The organism is Roseovarius sp. MBR-79 (genome assembly GCF_053628555.1).
Genome location: NZ_JBRJGP010000010.1, coordinates 26,446 through 41,175, shown reverse-complemented (window position 1 = coordinate 41,175; position 14,730 = coordinate 26,446). Strand labels below are relative to the sequence as shown.

Genomic DNA, 14,730 nt, shown 5'->3' with positions numbered 1-14,730 from the left:
GACCAGGCGGGGCTATCGGGCCCCGTCCAGCATCGCCTTCAATTCGTAGATGAGGTCGAGTGCCGCGCGCGGGCTGAGCGTGTCGGGCATCACCTCCGCCAGCCGCTGTTCAATCCCCGATTCGGGGCGCGTGACGGGCGGAGGGGCTGCCGCGGTAAAGAGCGGCAGGTCGTCGATCAGCGCCTTGCGCGCGGCGCCCCCCTCACGTTCGCCCTTCTCGAGCGCTTCGAGCACCACGCGGGCGCGGGCAACCACCGCTTCGGGCAACCCCGCCAGCCGCGCCACCTGAACGCCATAGCTGCGATCCGCCGCGCCGCGCCGGACCTCGTGCAGAAAGATCACCTCGCCACCATGCTCCTTGACGCTCACCGTGGCATTGGCCACACGGTCCAGCCGGTCGCTCAGCCCTGTCAGCTCGTGGTAATGGGTGGCAAAAAGCGCGCGGCAGCCGTTCACGTCATGGAGATGCTCCAGTGTCGCCCACGCGATTGAAAGGCCGTCATAGGTCGCCGTGCCGCGCCCGATTTCGTCAAGGATGACCAGCGCGCGCGCATCCGCCTGATTGAGGATCGCCGCCGTCTCGACCATTTCCACCATGAAGGTCGAGCGTCCGCGCGCAAGGTCGTCCGAGGCCCCGACACGGCTGAAAAGCTGGCTGACCAGGCCGATATGGGCTGACAGCGCGGGCACATGGCTTCCCATCTGGGCCAGAAGCGCAATCAGCGCGTTCTGGCGCAGAAAGGTGGACTTGCCGGCCATGTTCGGCCCGGTCAGAAGCCAGATATCGCTCTCATTGCCAAGATCGCAGTCATTGGCGATGAAAGGCGCGCCCCCTTGCGCGCGCAGGCTGCGTTCCACGACCGGATGGCGTCCGCCCTCGATCCTCAGCGCGCGGCTTTCGTCCACTTTCGGCGCGCACCAGTTTTCGGCCACCGACAGATCGGCAAGCGCTGTTACAAGGTCGACCTCGGCCAGCCCGCGCGCCGCCTGTGAAATCTCTGCCGATTTATCCAGAACAGCCGCTTTCAGGCCGTCATAGAGCCGCTTTTCAATCTCGATCGCCCGCCCGCCTGCGTTGAGGATCCGGCTTTCCATCTCGGTCAGGCGCGGCGTGGTGAAGCGAAGCTGATTGGCCGTGGTCTGCCGATGCCTGAAGCTCTCGCTCAGCGGCGGCGCGAGCATCCGCTCGGCGTGGGTCGCGGTGACTTCGATGAAGTAACCCAGCACGTTGTTGTGCTTGATCTTGAGCGAGGCGATTCCGGTTTCCTCGATATATTCGCCCTGCATCGCCGCGATGACGCCGCGCCCCTCGTCGCGCAATTGCCGCGCCTCGTCGAGATCGGCGTCAAAGCCGGGCGCGATAAAGCCGCCATCCCGCACCAGAAGCGGCGGCTCCGCCACCAGCGCCCGATCGAGCAGATCGCAGAGGGGGTCATGCCCGCGCAACCCCTCTGCCGCATCGCGCAAAAGGTCCGGAAGGTCCAGACCCTCCATCCGTGCCGCAATCTCGGACGCCTGTCGAAGCCCGCTGCGGAGCGCTGCCAGGTCACGCGGCCCGCCCCGATCCAGAGCCAGCCGCGACAGCGCACGATCAAGGTCCGGCACGCGCCGCAACCGCTCGCGCAGGTCGCTCCGTAATCGAGACTGTTCCGCCGCAAAATCAACGGCTGCGAGCCGCGTCTGCACCACCTCGAGCACAAGGCTCGGGCTCGAAAGCCGTCGCTCCAGAAGGCGCCCGCCTCCCGCTGTCATCGTCCGGTCGATGGTTGCCAGAAGCGAGCCCGCGCGCCGCCCGTCAAGCGCGTGGGTCAGTTCCAGATTGCGCCGCGTCGCCGCGTCGATCTGCATCACACGACTTGCCTGCTCGCGCACCGGTGCCTGCAAGAGCGGCAGCTTGCCCTTCTGCGTGATCGTGAGCCATTCAACGATGGCTCCCATCGCGGCCAGTTCGGGGCGGGTGAAGGCGCCAAAGGCCTCAAGCGTGCTGACCCGGAAGAGCGCGCAAAGCCGCTGCTCGGCGCCCGTGCTGTCAAAGGCCGCTGCGCCAAGCGCGGTGATCGACGCCCCGATTTCAGTGACTGTATCGGCCAAACCAGCCTCATCTGCCTCGGATACCACCACCTCGCGTGGCATCAGGCGCGCCAGCTCCGGTCCCAGCCGGGCAGGGGAAAGCGCCATGACGTGAAAGGCCCCCGTGGAAATGTCCACCCAGGCCAGAGCACCCTCGCCCCGCACCTGCCCAAACCCTGCCAGATAGTTGTGCCGCCGTGCGTCAAGCAGGCTTTCCTCGGTCAGGGTTCCCGGTGTCACGAGGCGGACAACCTCGCGCCGCACCACGGATTTCGAGCCGCGCTTCTTTGCCTCTGCCGGGTCTTCCATCTGTTCGCAGACGGCGACGCGGAACCCTTTGCGGATCAGCGTCAGAAGATAGCCTTCGGCGGCATGAACGGGCACCCCGCACATGGCGATATCATCGCCGAGATGCTTGCCCCGCTTTGTCAGCGCGATATCGAGCGCCTCGGCCGCCGCCACCGCGTCCGCGAAGAACAACTCGTAGAAATCGCCCATCCGGTAGAACAGGAGCGCATCGGGATAGTCTGCCTTGATCTCCAGATATTGCGCCATCATCGGCGTGATGGTCGGTCCGGTCTCGCTCAATGTTGCTCCCCCATTTTTCTGGCGCGGACCTTACGCACCGCTCCGTTCCGGCGAAAGCCCCCTCACGCCTTTCGGTTGAGGCGGGGCGCGTCCGTCGCTATGCAGGTTCAGCCCCTGTTTGTGAAAGACCGCCCCATGACAAACCCCAAATACACCCGCGAAGAGGCGCTTGCCTTTCATCTCGAGCCGATGCCCGGCAAGTTCGAGATCCAGGCCACTGTTCCGATGAACACGCAGCGCGACCTCAGTCTTGCCTATTCCCCCGGTGTGGCGGTCCCCTGCGAGGAGATCGCGGCCAACCCGGAGCTGGCCTATGACTATACCAACAAGGGCAATCTTGTCGCGGTCATCTCCAACGGCACCGCCGTTCTTGGCCTTGGCAATCTTGGTGCGCTGGGCAGTAAACCGGTGATGGAGGGCAAGGCGGTTCTCTTCAAGCGGTTCGCGGATGTGAATTCCATCGACATCGAGCTTGATACCGAGGACTCGGATGAATTCATCAACGCCGTGCGCCTCATGGGGCCAACCTTTGGCGGCATCAATCTTGAGGATATCAAGGCACCGGAATGTTTCATCATCGAGCAGCGGCTCAAGGAGGTGATGGATATTCCCGTGTTCCACGATGATCAGCACGGCACGGCGGTGATCTGCGCGGCGGGCCTCATCAATGCGCTGCACCTCTCGGGCAAGAAGATCGAGGAGGTGCGCATCGTGCTCAACGGCGCGGGGGCGGCGGGGATCGCCTGTCTGGAGTTGCTGAAATCCATGGGCGCGCGGCATGACAATTGCCTGATGTGCGACACCAAGGGCGTGATTTACCAAGGCCGCACCGAGGGCATGAACCAGTGGAAATCCGCTCATGCCGCCGCCACAGACCTGCGCAGGCTGGAAGAGGCGATGAAGGGGGCGGACGTGTTCCTCGGCGTTTCCGTCAAGGGGGCTGTGACGCCCGAGATGGTCGCCTCCATGGCCGATAACCCGGTCATCTTCGCCATGGCAAACCCCGATCCCGAGATCACCCCCGAAGAGGCCCACGCCGTGCGGCCCGATGCGATCGTGGCCACCGGGCGCTCGGATTATCCCAATCAGGTCAACAACGTGCTGGGGTTTCCCTACCTTTTTCGCGGCGCGCTCGATGTGCATGCGCGCGCGATCAACGACGAGATGAAGATCGCCTGTGCCGAGGCGCTGGCGCGGCTCGCGCGCGAGGACGTGCCTGACGAAGTGGCAATGGCCTATGGCCGCAAACTGAGCTTTGGCCGCGACTACATCATCCCCACGCCCTTTGATCCGCGCCTCATCCATACCATTCCGCCTGCCGTGGCGCGCGCGGGCATGGCGACGGGGGCCGCCCGCCGTCCCATCGTCGACATGGAGAGCTACGAGCAGTCGCTCAAGTCGCGCATGGATCCGACGGCGAGCATCCTGCGCGGCATCAATGCCCGCGCCCGACGCGCTCAGGCGCGGATGATCTTTGCCGAGGGCGATGATGTGCGTGTGCTGCGCGCGGCCGTGCAATATCAGCGCTCCGGGCTGGGCAAGGCCCTTGTCGTCGGGCGCGACGAGGATGTGAAGGCGAAGCTTGACGCCGCAGGCATGGGCGATGCCGTGCGCGAGCTGGAGGTGGTCAACGCCGCCAAGACCGACCGGCTCGAGGACTACAAGGCGTTTCTTTACGCCCGGTTGCAACGCAAGGGATTTGACCGCCATGACATCCATCGCCTCGCCGCGCGTGACCGGCATGTGTTTGCCGCGCTCATGCTGGCGCACGGCCACGGCGACGGGCTGGTGACCGGGGCCACCCGAAAATCCGCCCATGTGCTCAACCTCATCAACCACGTTTTCGATGCCGATGCCGAGCATGGCGCGGCCGGTGTCACGGCGGTCTTGCACAAGGGGCGGATCGTGTTGATCGCCGACACGCTGGTCCATGAGTGGCCCGACGAGGAGGATCTGGCCACCATCGCGATGCGCGGCGCGGATGTGGCGCGCCATCTGGGGTTGGAGCCGCGTGTCGCCTTTGTCAGCTTCTCGACATTCGGCTATCCCAAATCCGAGCGGGCCGAGAAAATGCACCGTGCGCCAAAGGTTCTGGAACGGCGCGGCGTCGATTTCGAGTTCGAGGGCGACATGACCGTAGATGTGGCCCTCAACCCCGCTGCGCAGGCCGGTTATCCGTTCCAGCGCCTCTCGGGTCCCGCCAATATCCTTGTCGTGCCCGCCCGCCATTCCGCCTCGATCTCGGTCAAGCTGATGCAGGAGATGGCAGGCGCGACCGTCATAGGCCCGATCCTGACCGGGGTTGATGCCTCGATCCAGATCTGTTCGTCGAACTTCACCGCCAGCGATATCCTCAACATGGCGATCCTCGCCGCCTGCAAGGTCGGCTGACCGATGCATCCCCGGCGGCGTCGAAGATGAGTATTTCCGGAACAGTGAAGCCGGGGCGCGTCTGGTGCCTGGGGTCGATCAACGCGGACCATATCTATCGCCTGCCTCGGCTGCCCACACCGGGCGAGACCTTGCCTGCCACCGGCTATTGGCGGATGCTGGGCGGGAAGGGCGCGAACCAGTCCATCGCGGCCGCCCGCGCCGGGGCCGAGGTGCGCCATCTGGGTGCTGTTGGCCGGGACGGCGCGTGGATGCTGGCGGCGCTGGCCGATTGCGGGGTCGATGTAAGCAATGTCGTCCGGATGGACGGATCTTCGGGACATGCGCTCGTGATGGTCGATGATGCGGGAGAGAATGCCATCGTGCTTCACCCCGGCAGCAATCGTGCGCTGGATCTGCCAACGGTCGCGGCGGCGCTTTCGGGACTGGTGCCGGGCGATTGGCTGCTCTTGCAGAACGAAACCAACCTTTCGGCAGAAGCCGCCCGCCTGGCGCGGGATGCGGGCGCGCAGGTCGTTTATTCTGCCGCGCCGTTCGAGGTCGAGGCCGTGAGAGGCGTTTTGCCGTATGTCACGTTGCTTATCCTCAATGCCGTCGAGGCGGCGCAGCTGGAGGCCGCGCTCGGACCGGTGGAGGCCCCGTATGTTCTGGTGACAAAAGGGGCCGAAGGCGCGGTCTGGTCTGACCGGAAAAGCGGCGAAACGGTCTCTGTTCCGGCGCACGCCGTCCCTGTTCGGGATACAACGGGTGCCGGGGACTGTTTCTCGGGATACGTGGTGGCCATGCTCGCCACGGGCAGTTCGGTCGATACCGCGCTCCGCCTCGCCAGTGCCGCCGCCGCGCTTCAGGTCACGCGCGATGGCGCATCAGAGGCGATCCCGGCCTTGCCCGAGGTTCTGGCCTTTCTCGCTCAAGAGTGACCGGCAAAAGGCGCAGCCTTGCCCCAAAGCGCCTTCACTCGCGCATCGCGTCCGCACGCTTCGCGGTAGAGTTTGTAGGCGGTCGCCTTTGGGCGCGGCCCGAAGCGCGTCAGCACGATATCGCGACTTTTGTAGTAATCCTGATGATAGGAGTCAGCGGGCCAGAAAGCACCGAGAGGCAGGACCGGCGTGACGATGCCCTTGCCAAGATCCTGCGCCGCCTTCGTGATGGCCGCCTCGGCGAGTGTCTTTTCCGGTTGATCAGAGACGAATATGGCCGTTCTGTAGCTCTCTCCTCGATCACAGAATTGGCCACCTGCGTCGGTCGGATCGACCGACCGCAGGAACATGTCCAGAAGAGCCTCGCGTGTGACCGTGCCCGGATCGAAGGTGATCCGCACCGCCTCGAGATGCCCGGTGCCGCCGCGTGTCACCTGCTTGTAGGTTGGATTGGTTGCCGTGCCACCGGTGAACCCCGATTCGGCCTCGATGACGCCGCGCACCTTTTCGAAATCGGCCTCGACGCACCAGAAACACCCCCCCGCGACCACCAGGGTCGCGCGCTCCGCCGCCTCGGCGGCTCTGCCCTGAAGGCAGAGCGCGGCCGCGATCAAAAGCGCCAGCATCGCTGCTTTTATGTCCCGAAGTCTGATGACCATGGCCTAACCCTCCTTGTCAGGATCAGCATGCGGCGAGAGCCTCTCACACCCAAGCGACAAATCCGTGACTTCACGCCCTGTTGAGCGCGGTTTCAACCTTGGCCCCGCGCCGTGCGCTCAGCGTGCAAAACCTGCCTTCAGGCGCGCATCCTGCCGGGGAGACCATGTCCGCGCGCTTGCGCAGGCGCGCCATGCGCGGTAACTCGCCCATGACAGAACGGGGTGACGGACATGAGCGATCTGCGCGAGACCTATCTGAAAGCGATTGCCGGGGCGGGTGACGAGGCCACGCTTGAGGCGCTGCGCGTGCAGGCGCTTGGCAAGAAGGGCGAGATCAGCCTTGCCATGCGGGAACTGGGCCGGATGACACCGGAGGAACGGCAGGAGGCGGGACCGCGCCTCAACGCCCTCAAGGACGAGATCAACTCGGCGCTGGCGGCGAAAAAGCAGGCCTTGGCCGATGCGGGGCTGGATGAGCGGCTGCGGGGCGAATGGCTCGATGTGACGCTGCCCGCGCGGCCGCGCAGGCAGGGCACGATCCATCCGGTGTCTCAGGTGACCGAAGAGGTCACGGCGATCTTTGCCGATATGGGTTTTGCCGTGGCCGAAGGCCCGCAGATCGAAAGTGACTGGTATAATTTCGACGCGCTGAACATTCCCGGCCACCATCCGGCGCGCGCCGAGATGGACACGTTTTACACGCATCGCGCCGACGGCGACGACCGCCCGCCACATGTGCTGCGCACCCACACGAGCCCGGTGCAGATCCGCACCATGCAGGCCGAGGGCGCGCCGATCCGGGTGATCGCGCCGGGGCGCGTCTATCGCGCGGATTACGACCAGACGCATACGCCGATGTTCCATCAGGTCGAGGGGCTGGCGATTGACCGCGATATTTCCATGGCCAACCTGAAATGGGTTCTGGAGGAGTTCGTGAAGGCGTTCTTCGAGGTGGACGCCGTCGACCTGCGTTTTCGCGCCTCGCATTTCCCGTTCACCGAACCCTCGGCAGAGGTGGATATCCGGTGTTCCTGGGAAGGCGGCACGCTCAAGGTGGGCGAGGGCGACGACTGGCTGGAAATTCTCGGGAGCGGCATGGTGCATCCCAAGGTTCTGGAAGCGGGAAATATCAATCCCAATGAGTGGCAGGGCTTTGCCTTCGGCATGGGGATCGACCGCATCGCGATGCTGAAATACGGCATCCCCGATCTGCGGGCGTTTTTCGATTCGGACCTGCGCTGGCTGCGGCATTACGGCTTTGCGGCGCTGGACGTTCCGACGTTGCATGGTGGGTTGAGCAGGTAAACCCGGCATCCGAAGGGTGCGCGCTACCCTTCCTGCGGACCATCGACGCGGGCCGACGGACCGGCTAGGGTGACGCCAAAGGAGCCATGCCATGCCGTTGATCCAGCTTGTCTATGCCTCGCGGCCCTTCGGGTTCGATGCGGCCACGCTCTCGGCGATCCTGATGGATGCCCGCCGCGCCAATGCGCGCGACGACATCACCGGGGCGCTGATCGTGCGGCATGATCTTTTCCTGCAACTTCTGGAAGGGCCGCGTGACAAGGTTGCGGCGGCCTATCAGCGGATCCGCCGCGACGACCGGCATGTCGAGGTGACGCGGTTGGTGGAGCGGGCCATCGAGGCGCGCATGTTTCCCGGATGGGCGATGCGCGACGATCCGGCGCAAAGCTGGGTCTGGAGCATCGAGGCGGTCAATGACGGGGCTATCGAGCGGGCCGATCAGGCCGAGGTGCTCGGGTTCTTTCAGCGCCTCGCGGATCAGGGTGTGGTGCCGCCGCGCGGGGCGTGAGGCACCCGCTCAGGGCTTTGGCCGGTCATCCCAGTCATTCGACAGGATGCGCCGCGCGTCGCCCTCGGGATCGTCATACTGGTTCGAGCGCACCGTGTAGACAAAGGCCACAAGGCCCACGCCCCCGAGGATCAGGGAAATCGGGATCAGATAGGCGAGAATGTTCATCGGCTACCTCAGTCGCAGGGCATTGAGGGATACCGTAATCGAACTGAGCGACATCGCCAAGGCGGCGATCAGCGGCGAGCAGAGACCCGCCACCGCCAGCGGCACGGCAACGATGTTGTAGACCGTGGCGATGCGGAAATTTTCGCGGATGCGCCGGGTGGCGGATTTGGCGGTTTCGCAGGCCGCACCGATGGGCGTGAGATCATTTCCCAGAAGCACGATATCCGACGCCACCCGCGCGGCATCGAGCGCCGAGGCTGGCGAGATCGAGACATGGGCGGCGGCCAATGCGGCGGTATCGTTGAGGCCGTCACCCACCATCAGCACATGCGCGCCCTTGTCCGTCAGGGTGGCCACGCGCGCGGCCTTGTCGGCGGGCAGCGCCTCGGCCAGCCACTCGGCGATTCCCAGCCGTTCGGCCAGCGCCTTGACCGCGGGCGTGGTGTCGCCCGACATGAGGATGACGCGCTTGCCCTGTTTCACCAGCGTTGTCACGGCCTCCTCCGCGCCGGGGCGCAGGGCATCGGCAAAGGTAAAGGCCACCGGCGCGGCCTTGCCCAGCTTGAGATAGGTCGCGGTCTCGGCGCAGGGCGTCGCGCCCACCCAGCTTGCCCGGCCAAGGCGGACCTCTTGCCCGTCGATCATGCCTTTGGTGCCGTATCCCGGCACCTCGGTGATATCGGTGACGTGCGCCGCCGCAAGCCCTGCGTCGCGCGCCGCGCGGGTGATCGCCTGCGCCAACGGATGCGCCGATGCCTGCGACAGTGCAAGCGCCAGTTCCAAGGCGTCGCGCGGCAGTGACGCGCCATTGGTCAGGCGCGGCGTGCCGGTGGTGAGGGTGCCGGTCTTGTCGAATACCACCGTATCCACCTGCGCCAGCCGTTCCAGCGCGGTTTCGTGCTTGATCAGCATCCCGCGCCGAAAGAGCCGCCCCGAGGCCGCCGTCGTGACGGCAGGCACGGCAAGGCCAAGCGCACAGGGGCAGGTGATGATCAGCACGGCGGCGGCGATGTTGAGCGCGGTGCGCAGATCCCATGTCGCCAGATACCAGCCCGCGAAGGCCAGCGCCGAGAGGATATGCACCCCCGGCGCATAGAGCTTGGCGGCCTTGTCGGCGAGCGAGGTATAGCGCGAGCGCCCCGATTCCGCGATGGCCACCAGATCGGCCATGCGATGGAGCGAGGTCTCGGCCCCCACCGCCGTGGCGCGGATGGTGAGCGGCCCGGTGAGGTTCACCTCGCCCGCGCTCACCGCCTGTCCCTCACCCGCAAAAACTGGCAGCGTCTCGCCGGTCAGGAGAGAGCGGTCAAGCTCGGACGTGCCGCTGACGATCTCGCCGTCCACCGGCATCCGACCGCCCGGGCGCACGAGGATCAGATCGCCCACGGCGAGGTCCGCGATTCCCACCACCTCTTCCACACCGTCCCTCAGCCGTGTCGCCCGCGGCACCTCGAGCGCGGTCAGTTCCTCGGCGGCGGAGCGGGCAATGGCGCGGGTGCGGTGATCGAGATAGCGCCCCGCGAGCAGGAAAAACGTAAGCGCGATAGCCGCATCGAAATAGGCGTGTTCGCCGGAAAGCGAGGTTTCCCAAAGCGAGGTGACCACCGCCAGCAGGATCGCCAGCGTGATCGGCACATCCATGTTGAGCCGACCGTGCCGCAGCGCGGACCAGGCGTTGCGAAAGAACGGCACACCGGAAAAGGCGATCGCCGGGAGCGCGATGGCGGCGGAAATCCAGTGGAAGAGGTCGCGCGTCGCGGCCTCGGCCCCGGACCAGACCGAGACCGACAAGAGCATGACATTCATGGCGGCAAACCCCGCCACTGCCAGCCGCATCAGAAGCTCGCGGCCCGCGCGGTCGGTTGCCGTGGCGCTCAACGTGCCCGCATCGAGCTCATGCGCCTCATAGCCCAGCCCCTCGACCAGCGCGCGCATCTCCTCGGCGGTCACCTCGGGCGCGGCGTCGATGCTGGCGCGCTTGAGCGTCAGGTTGACGCGCGCCGAACGCACCTGCGGATGCGCATCAAGCGCGCTCTCGATCTTCGAGATGCAGGCCCCGCAATGGATCGTCGGCAGCGACAGGGCAATCCGCGCATCGGGCAGAGCGCGCGCCGCCAGCGCCTCGGCTGCGGGGGCTGCGGCGCAGGCGGGGCATGCCGACGGGGTGGGGCGCAGCGTAGCTGTCATGGTCTATTCCGTCACCAGAACGACGCGCTGTTGAAACTCGGTGCCGTCCGGCGCCTCGGCCACCATGCGGATATTCCAGTTGCCGGGGGCAAGCGTGACCGGGGCGACATAGCCGCGCCCGTCAAAGTGGAACTCGGGCCGCTGATCCTCGGCCACATGGGTGGCACGGCCCACCGTTGCGTCAAGGGACGCCACGCGCACCGGCTGCCCCTCGGCATCGGTGATTGTCAGTCGCAGCACGCCGCCGCCATGGGTCGCGCGGACCTCCCAGCCAAGCGCCTCCTGCGCCGCCTTGCGCTCGTTGAACTCCTGGCTGGCGACGTAGGAATTTTTCACCTCGAGCCCCGGAAAGGTGCTGACCGCCGAATACGCAAGAACAAGGTTCACCGCGATGATCGTCCCGAATGCGCCCGCGAAGATCAGGAAAACATGCCGCCCGGTCAATTGCCGCTCTGCCATCACTCTCCCTTTCCGTTGAACACCGTGTCGCGTGAGGCGCGTGTGCCGCTCTCGCCATCCTCGAGCCAGATGCGCACCTCGCTGCGTGCATCGCGCGCCGGGGCCGATCCCGGCGGCGCGGCAAGATACAGCCGTTGCAGGCGCATCTCGTCGGCGGGAACGCTGACCACATTGCCCTCCACCCCTTCCAGCGACAGGGTGATCGCCGGATCGCCCTTGACGCTCAGAACGAATTCGCGCTCCTCGTGCTGCATGTTGCGGATACGCACCTCGTAGGTGTTGCGGATCGTGCCGTCCGAAAGCGTCACGTAAAGCGGGTTGCGCACTGCCGCCACCGTCAGGTCGATATCCGACCGGATGAAGAGCGCAAAGATCAGGCCGATGCCGACCGCCGACCAGAGCACGGTATAAAGGATCGTGCGCGGGCGCAGGATATGCTGCCAGACGGGTTTGGGCGCCTTGCCCTCGCGTTCGCGCAGCTCGTCGGTCAGCGCCATGTAGTCGATCAGGCCGCGCGGTTTGCCGATCTTTGCCATGATATCGTCGCAGGCGTCGATGCACAGCGCACAGGTGATGCACTCCATCTGCTGCCCATCCCGAATGTCGATGCCCATGGGGCAGACATTGACGCAGGCCATGCAGTCGATGCAGTCGCCCATCTCTGCCCCGGCGCGCACCTCGTCGGAGTTCTTGCGCGGCTCGCCCCGCCAGCTCCGGTAGCCGACGGTGAGGCTGTCCTCGTCCAGCATCGCTGCCTGAATGCGCGGCCAGGGACAGGCATAGATGCAGATCTGCTCGCGCGCGAAGCCGCCAAAAAAGAAGGTCGTGCCGGTCAGAACGGCGATGGTGGTATAGGCGACAGGATGCGCGTTGAGCGCGAAGAGATCGCGCATGAGCGTCGGCGCATCGGTAAAGTAGAACACCCAGGCCCCGCCCGTGGCCACGGCGATCAGAAGCCACGTGATCCACTTGGTGATCCTGAGCCGAAACTTGCGAAAATCCCATTTCTTCTGGCGATGAAGCCGCAAGCGTGCGTTGCGGTCGCCCTCGATCCACCGCTCGACAAGGATGAACAGATCCGTCCAGACGGTCTGAGGGCAGGCATAGCCGCACCAGACCCGGCCCAGTGCCGACGTGAAGAGAAACAGCCCCAGGCCCGCCATCACCAGCAGACCGGCCACGAAATAGAATTCGTGCGGCCAGATCTCGATCCAGAAGAAAAAGAATCGACGGCTTGCCAGGTCAAGCAGCACCGCCTGATCCGGCAGGCTCTCGCCCCGGTCCCAGCGAATCCAGGGGGTGATGTAGTAGATGCCCAGCGTGATCGCCATGATCACCCATTTCAGGTTGCGGAACGGCCCCGAGACGCGGCGCGGAAAGATCGGCTCCTGCGCGGCATAAAGGGATTGCGGGGCATTGGGTTGCGTCTCGGACACTGGATCACTCCGATAAGATCGGTTTCAGGTTCGTCTTTTCGCAGACGACTTCGGCCATTGCTTTGACCTGCGTCAATCTTGTGGGAATTTCTGCGCGGGGGAAGCGTGGCGCGTTGCCGCGCGGGGGATAACGACACCGGCCCTTCCTGGAAACGCGCGAACAGGACGGAAGGACCGGTGCCTTGCCCCGGTCCCACCCGAAGGCGGGGCCGGGGGGGTCAGAGGCGGGGCTACTCGCCGCCGCCAAGCTGGTGGACATAGACCGCGACGGCGCGCAGCTGCGCCTCGCTCAGATCGGCCCCGCCCATTGCGGGCATGATGCCGAAGCGCGAATAGGTGACCGTCTCGCGGAGCGTGTCGTAATCCCCGCCATAGAGCCAGATCGCATCGGCCAGATTGGGCGCGCCCTGGGTGATGTCGCCCTCACCCGCCTCGCCGTGACAGGCGGCGCAATTGTCGAGAAAGATCGTCTCGCCCGCTGCGGCGGCCTGGGCATCCTGCGGCTCGCCCGAGAGTGACATGACGTAATTCACCACCTGGCCGATCTCGGCGCTTTCCAGCAAGTCGCCAAAGGCCGGCATCTGCGACCAGCGCGCATCCGGGTCCGTCTCGTTGCGGATCCCGTGGGCGATGGTCAGGTGGATATCCTCGAGCGTTCCGCCCCAGAGCCAGTCATTGTCCAGAAGGCTGGGATAGCCTCCCGCCTGCACGCCCGCCGCCCCGGCACCGTGGCACTGGGCGCAATAGGTGCGGAAGACCGCGCCGCCTGCTGCGACAGCATAGGCGTTGAGGTCGGGGTCGCCGGGAACATCGTTGAGATCGGCCGCGATCAGACGCGCGTTGATCTCCGAATTGGCCTCACGCGCCGCCGCGATCTCGGCGGCGACGTTGGCGCGGGTGGACCAGCCCTTGTAGCCCGCCGTTGCCTGGTTCACCAGCGGCCAGGCGGGATAGGCGATCACATACCAGATCCCCCAGACGATGCAGGCGTAGAACACCCACAGCCACCAGCGCGGCAACGGATTGTCGAATTCCTGGATACCGTCCCATTCGTGGCCGGTGGTATCCGGTTCCTGTTTGTCGATCGGCTTCTTGGCCATGTCTTACGCCTCCTTGGCGTCGGCATCCCGCTTGGGGGCCGGTTTGTCTTCGTGCCGGAAGGGGATGTTCGCCGGGTTCTCGTAGGTCTTGCTGGCGCCCGGGCGGAACACCCAGAGCACCACACCGACGAAAAAGGTGAACAGCACCAGCAACATCCAGCTATCGGCGAATTGGCGCAGCAGCGAATAGGTTTCCATAGCACCCCCTCCTCAGCGGCTGGCAACTGGCGTGAAGGTCGAGAAATCGACCAGCGTGCCCAGCATCTGCATGTAGGCAATCAGCGCATCGGTCTCCGAAATGCCCGGCTGCCCGTCGAAATTGCGCACCTGCGCCTTGGGATAGCGCGCCATCAGCCCGTCGGTATCGGCCTCGGGGTTGGATTGCGCCCGGAAATCCGCCACCGCGTTCTCGATCATCTCGTCGCTATAGGGCACGCCCACCAGACGATGCGTCTTCATCAGGTCGGCGATATGTGCGCCGTCGATCAGACGGTTTTCGAGAAAGCCGTATTTCGGCATGACCGATTCGGGCACCATGGATTGCGGGTCGCGCAGGTGCTTGACGTGCCAGTCATCCGAATAGCGGCCGCCGACGCGGGCAAGATCGGGCCCCGTCCGCTTGGACCCCCACTGGAACGGGTGATCGTATTTCGATTCAGCCGCCAGTGAGTAGTGGCCATAGCGTTCCACCTCGTCGCGCATCGGGCGGATCATCTGGCTGTGACAGACGTAACAGCCCTCGCGGAGATATATGTCCCGCCCCGCAAGCTCGAGCGGCGCGTAGGGGCGCACCCCTTCCACGTCCTCGATGGTGTTTTCGAGCCAGAACAGCGGTGCGATCTGCACGATGCCGCCGATGGTGACCACGAGGAAGGCGAAGATCGCCAGAAGCGTGACGTTCTTCTCAAGGATTGCGTGTTTGTCCAGAATTGCCATCTC

General features: G+C 65.2%; 13 protein-coding genes. 4 read left to right on the top strand and 9 right to left on the bottom strand.

Annotated elements, in window-relative coordinates:
* Positions 1 to 12: 12 nt before the first annotated feature.
* On the bottom strand, positions 13 to 2,628 hold the full coding sequence (gene mutS / locus ACSSV8_RS11690; protein ID WP_454282632.1) for a DNA mismatch repair protein MutS: 2,616 nt from the start codon (positions 2,626 to 2,628) through the stop codon (positions 13 to 15).
* A 165-nt stretch (positions 2,629 to 2,793) separates the two neighbouring features.
* Between mutS and ACSSV8_RS11685 the strand changes: the two genes are divergently transcribed.
* Both ACSSV8_RS11685 and ACSSV8_RS11680 read left to right on the top strand, forming a co-directional pair.
* A complete protein-coding gene (locus ACSSV8_RS11685; RefSeq protein WP_354537753.1) occupies positions 2,794 to 5,049 on the top strand; it encodes an NADP-dependent malic enzyme in 2,256 nt (751 codons plus the stop codon).
* A gap of 26 nt (positions 5,050 to 5,075) precedes the next feature.
* Entirely contained in the window at positions 5,076 to 5,969 is an 894-nt protein-coding gene (locus ACSSV8_RS11680) for a ribokinase (protein WP_454282549.1), read from the top strand.
* Here ACSSV8_RS11680 and msrA read toward each other — a convergent pair.
* Complete coding sequence (gene msrA / locus ACSSV8_RS11675; protein WP_454282548.1) at positions 5,960 to 6,628, bottom strand: peptide-methionine (S)-S-oxide reductase MsrA; 669 nt, start codon at positions 6,626 to 6,628, stop codon at positions 5,960 to 5,962. The two genes, ACSSV8_RS11680 and msrA, sit on opposite strands and share 10 nt — an antisense overlap.
* Before the next feature lie 231 nt (positions 6,629 to 6,859).
* On the opposite strand from msrA, the gene pheS reads away from it, so the two are divergent.
* Together pheS and ACSSV8_RS11665 are read left to right on the top strand one after the other, a co-directional pair.
* Positions 6,860 to 7,933, top strand: a complete 1,074-nt coding sequence (pheS, locus tag ACSSV8_RS11670; protein ID WP_354537750.1) for a phenylalanine--tRNA ligase subunit alpha — start codon at positions 6,860 to 6,862, stop codon at positions 7,931 to 7,933.
* 91 nt (positions 7,934 to 8,024) lie between these two features.
* Positions 8,025 to 8,441 (top strand): BLUF domain-containing protein, encoded by a 417-nt coding sequence (locus ACSSV8_RS11665; protein ID WP_454282547.1) that lies wholly within the window; start codon positions 8,025 to 8,027, stop codon positions 8,439 to 8,441.
* Positions 8,442 to 8,450: 9 nt separating this feature from the next.
* On the opposite strand, the gene ccoS is transcribed toward ACSSV8_RS11665, so the two are convergent.
* The 7 genes from ccoS to ccoO form a co-directional block, all read right to left on the bottom strand.
* Entirely contained in the window at positions 8,451 to 8,609 is a 159-nt protein-coding gene (gene ccoS / locus ACSSV8_RS11660) for a cbb3-type cytochrome oxidase assembly protein CcoS (RefSeq protein WP_354537748.1), read from the bottom strand.
* A 3-nt stretch (positions 8,610 to 8,612) separates the two neighbouring features.
* A complete protein-coding gene (locus tag ACSSV8_RS11655) occupies positions 8,613 to 10,796 on the bottom strand; it encodes a heavy metal translocating P-type ATPase (protein ID WP_454282546.1) in 2,184 nt (727 codons plus the stop codon).
* 3 nt (positions 10,797 to 10,799) lie between these two features.
* Positions 10,800 to 11,255, bottom strand: a complete 456-nt coding sequence (locus tag ACSSV8_RS11650; RefSeq protein WP_454282545.1) for a FixH family protein — start codon at positions 11,253 to 11,255, stop codon at positions 10,800 to 10,802.
* Positions 11,255 to 12,691: a cytochrome c oxidase accessory protein CcoG gene (gene ccoG / locus ACSSV8_RS11645; RefSeq protein WP_354537745.1), complete on the bottom strand. Its 1,437-nt coding sequence runs from the start codon at positions 12,689 to 12,691 to the stop codon at positions 11,255 to 11,257. Before ccoG ends, ACSSV8_RS11650 begins: the two co-directional genes overlap by 1 nt.
* 230 nt (positions 12,692 to 12,921) lie before the next feature.
* Complete coding sequence (gene ccoP / locus ACSSV8_RS11640) at positions 12,922 to 13,791, bottom strand: cytochrome-c oxidase, cbb3-type subunit III (RefSeq protein WP_354537744.1); 870 nt, start codon at positions 13,789 to 13,791, stop codon at positions 12,922 to 12,924.
* 3 nt (positions 13,792 to 13,794) lie between these two features.
* Positions 13,795 to 13,989, bottom strand: a complete 195-nt coding sequence (locus ACSSV8_RS11635) for a cbb3-type cytochrome c oxidase subunit 3 (RefSeq protein WP_454282544.1) — start codon at positions 13,987 to 13,989, stop codon at positions 13,795 to 13,797.
* 12 nt (positions 13,990 to 14,001) lie between these two features.
* Positions 14,002 to 14,727 carry a cytochrome-c oxidase, cbb3-type subunit II gene (ccoO, locus tag ACSSV8_RS11630; RefSeq protein WP_454282543.1) on the bottom strand — a complete coding sequence of 242 codons (726 nt, stop codon included), beginning with the start codon at positions 14,725 to 14,727 and terminating at the stop codon, positions 14,002 to 14,004.
* Positions 14,728 to 14,730 lie beyond the last annotated feature (3 nt).

Excerpts from the sequence above, each read along its gene's own strand:
- ccoP (WP_354537744.1), bottom strand. The coding sequence starts at position 13,791 with ATGGCCAAGAAGCCGATCGACAAACAGGAACCGGATACCACCGGCCAC.
- msrA (WP_454282548.1), bottom strand. The coding sequence starts at position 6,628 with ATGGTCATCAGACTTCGGGACATAAAAGCAGCGATGCTGGCGCTTTTG.
- ACSSV8_RS11685 (WP_354537753.1), top strand. The coding sequence starts at position 2,794 with ATGACAAACCCCAAATACACCCGCGAAGAGGCGCTTGCCTTTCATCTC.
- mutS (WP_454282632.1), bottom strand. The coding sequence starts at position 2,628 with ATGATGGCGCAATATCTGGAGATCAAGGCAGACTATCCCGATGCGCTC.
- ACSSV8_RS11680 (WP_454282549.1), top strand. The coding sequence starts at position 5,076 with ATGAGTATTTCCGGAACAGTGAAGCCGGGGCGCGTCTGGTGCCTGGGG.
- pheS (WP_354537750.1), top strand. The coding sequence starts at position 6,860 with ATGAGCGATCTGCGCGAGACCTATCTGAAAGCGATTGCCGGGGCGGGT.
- ccoS (WP_354537748.1), bottom strand. The coding sequence starts at position 8,609 with ATGAACATTCTCGCCTATCTGATCCCGATTTCCCTGATCCTCGGGGGC.
- ccoO (WP_454282543.1), bottom strand. The coding sequence starts at position 14,727 with ATGGCAATTCTGGACAAACACGCAATCCTTGAGAAGAACGTCACGCTT.
- ACSSV8_RS11650 (WP_454282545.1), bottom strand. The coding sequence starts at position 11,255 with ATGGCAGAGCGGCAATTGACCGGGCGGCATGTTTTCCTGATCTTCGCG.
- ACSSV8_RS11655 (WP_454282546.1), bottom strand. The coding sequence starts at position 10,796 with ATGACAGCTACGCTGCGCCCCACCCCGTCGGCATGCCCCGCCTGCGCC.
- ACSSV8_RS11635 (WP_454282544.1), bottom strand. The coding sequence starts at position 13,989 with ATGGAAACCTATTCGCTGCTGCGCCAATTCGCCGATAGCTGGATGTTG.
- ACSSV8_RS11665 (WP_454282547.1), top strand. The coding sequence starts at position 8,025 with ATGCCGTTGATCCAGCTTGTCTATGCCTCGCGGCCCTTCGGGTTCGAT.